Below are 2,359 nucleotides of genomic sequence, written 5' to 3'. Positions count from 1 at the left end.
GGTGCAGTTGGGGCACCCCAAAAAAAGGTTGGCATTTCGCGGCGATCTGAAAAGAGGGAAGGCGGCGGTCCTCAAGGGCGAGAGTGGTAGAGATTTGACCCGCCCCTCCCCTGCGTGACCATGACATAACGCGATGATTGCAAATAAAAACTAAATCATTGCGATATTGTTTTGCTGTAATGGTCACGTCGAATGAAGTTATTCATTGAAATTAAATGTGAGGATGGTCACTGCATACTTTCGGCTTCCGTTTGCTAGGCGGTCCACTCTTGCCTATTCTTGGGCTAAATACTTTCTCTATTGCCCACCCTCTATCTAACCTCCATTGCAAGGTTGCAAATGATAAGCCTAGGTATCCTGCCCATTCATTTAAGCACATCGTTTTGCCATGAGCAGTGTAGCGCCTGTGCGACCGTAACCGTAAAGCGCGCACTGTTTTATGGTGTCCTCTTTTTTGGTTGCAAGTCGGACAACTGGCTACAAGATTTTCTGGGACGTTATTCGTTTTACAATCATCAAGATGATCAACGTGCATATCATCCCATGTCACAACAGAGTCACACCAATGGCAGAAAAATGGGCCACCTCCGTGATGCTGATAGTAAACAGCGCGATGCTCATAAATCCTGCAATTTTTTCTCTTCAGTGGGTGATTGGGTGCGTATATCAATAAATAACCCCCTGAATGCTGCAACTTGCCCTGCTTTAATGTTGAGTGCTTTTCTGTGGAGCCATGTCGTCGCATTCTCATATAGTGCTTTTCACAATAAGGGCTATTGCGAGAACGTACTTTTAATTCACAACCTTCAACCTGACAAATATTCATCGCAGGTTTATTACAGGCATGCAAACACCCTGCATCAATTGATCCAGTCACATTCACCTCTAATTATTTAGAATCGCTTTAGGCGTTCGCGGGCTGTTTTGAATTTATGGCAGCTATAGCAAATCGAGGATAGATTGTTATCTGTATCAGCTCCCCCATGAGCCTTGGGAATGATATGGTCAACGGTCTTGGCTTCTACTACTCGACCACTTCGTAAGCACTCCTGACACAGGTATTTATCACGCCTAAGAATCCGTTCGCGTAGCTTGTCCCACTTGCTGCCGTAGCCGCGGGCGTGTCGGCTCTTGCCTTGCTGGTGAGCCTGCCAGCCGGTGTGCAGATGGTCAGGACAGTAACCGGAGCGATCGGTGGTGGTCTTGGGGCAGCCTTGTTTGCGGCAGGCGCGAGGGATACGGGGTGGCATGGCATCACCACGTCGAGAACAGGCCGCCGCGTTCACTCTCGCGTGCGACGAACAGCAGTATCTCTTCACGGATTATCTGGCGGAGGTGATCATCACTCAGATTAATTCCCACCTTCGACACTAAAGACCTTAACTTTCCGATAAAGACTCCCTGTGCATGATAAGCCTGCTCCACCTCATTGATGATGGTGGCAGCGTCTTTGTATTCCGCCTGCTTCGTACCGACCTCACGTCGCCCATCAATGCGATCCATCAGTTCAGCAATGCGTTCTAACTGTGATTCAAGCTGGCTTAATGTTTCCGTGTCGTATTTGATACCGACACTGAATGTGGATGTTGCTGTACCTTGTGACATGCTTGTTCTCCATAATTCAGAATAAATAACTGCTCTGGTTGATATAACCCCGACAGTTTTTGTACGGTGGTTATATAAAATGCTGAAAAAATATTCAGGAAGTCACTTATCGTCCAATATCCGCAATCTCTTGTTTACCACCTCCAACCAAGTCAAGAGCCATCTGACTAAGGTCATCGATCAAGCGTTTAGCCTTGTCGAGGGTAACCAAGTCATCTTGCCGTTTTCTCAATCTGCGGCCTGCATCAGAGGAGTCTTCATCCGATGCCTTTCGCGCTTTTGTGACAATGTCCTGCATCTGTTGAATTGTGTAGCCAATGGATGGAGTGTGCGTATTGCTTTCTTTATCAGCCAGATCTAGCAACCATCGCCGAAGTGCTTTGGCTACTTTTGTTCGGGAAACCATTCCAATTAAATGAGCACCCCTCAATGAGAACAAACGCGTATTGACGTATCGTAAGCTGTTGTTTATTCCATTCATCCTCACTTTGGTTACAGTTGTCATGCTTTCTGTAAACTCATCCTTATGACGGTTATACAAATTTAAAACCTTATTGCTGTTTGCATATCCCAACAAATCTGCCAGCGTCTCTGCTGTAAACCAAATCTTCCCGTCACCATTATCAAAAGGGATCACTTCTTTTTCTTTGAAAGTTAATGCTGTACTCATGGCGTATTACCTACATTTGAAATGAACCCTCGTTCACATAGAAAATCAGCCCGTCGAAGCTCGCCAGCTATAACTGACTTCCTC

3 protein-coding genes are annotated in these 2,359 nt (G+C 46.2%); all 3 read right to left on the bottom strand.

Annotated features, from left to right (window positions below; genetic code table 11):
• Positions 1–893 precede the first annotated feature (893 nt).
• The 3 genes from AAC854_RS22190 to AAC854_RS22180 all read right to left on the bottom strand — a co-directional run bounded on the left by AAC854_RS22190 (position 894) and on the right by AAC854_RS22180 (position 2,275).
• Entirely contained in the window at positions 894–1,250 is a 357-nt protein-coding gene (locus AAC854_RS22190) for an HNH endonuclease (RefSeq protein ID WP_340618991.1), read from the bottom strand.
• Between the two features lie 4 nt (positions 1,251–1,254).
• The gene (locus tag AAC854_RS22185) at positions 1,255–1,605 is read right to left on the bottom strand and encodes a hypothetical protein (protein WP_340618990.1); all 351 of its coding nucleotides are present in this window, start codon (positions 1,603–1,605) and stop codon (positions 1,255–1,257) included.
• A gap of 106 nt (positions 1,606–1,711) precedes the next feature.
• Positions 1,712–2,275, bottom strand: coding sequence for a BRO-N domain-containing protein (locus tag AAC854_RS22180; RefSeq protein ID WP_340618989.1), 564 nt, complete (start codon positions 2,273–2,275; stop codon positions 1,712–1,714).
• Between the last annotated feature and the right edge of the window lie 84 nt (positions 2,276–2,359).

It is taken from the genome of Xenorhabdus entomophaga (assembly GCF_037996725.1).
Classification (GTDB): Bacteria; Pseudomonadota; Gammaproteobacteria; order Enterobacterales; family Enterobacteriaceae; genus Xenorhabdus; species Xenorhabdus khoisanae.
The sequence above is the reverse complement of the archived record's forward strand: the minus strand, read 5'-3'. Positions and strand labels throughout refer to the sequence as shown.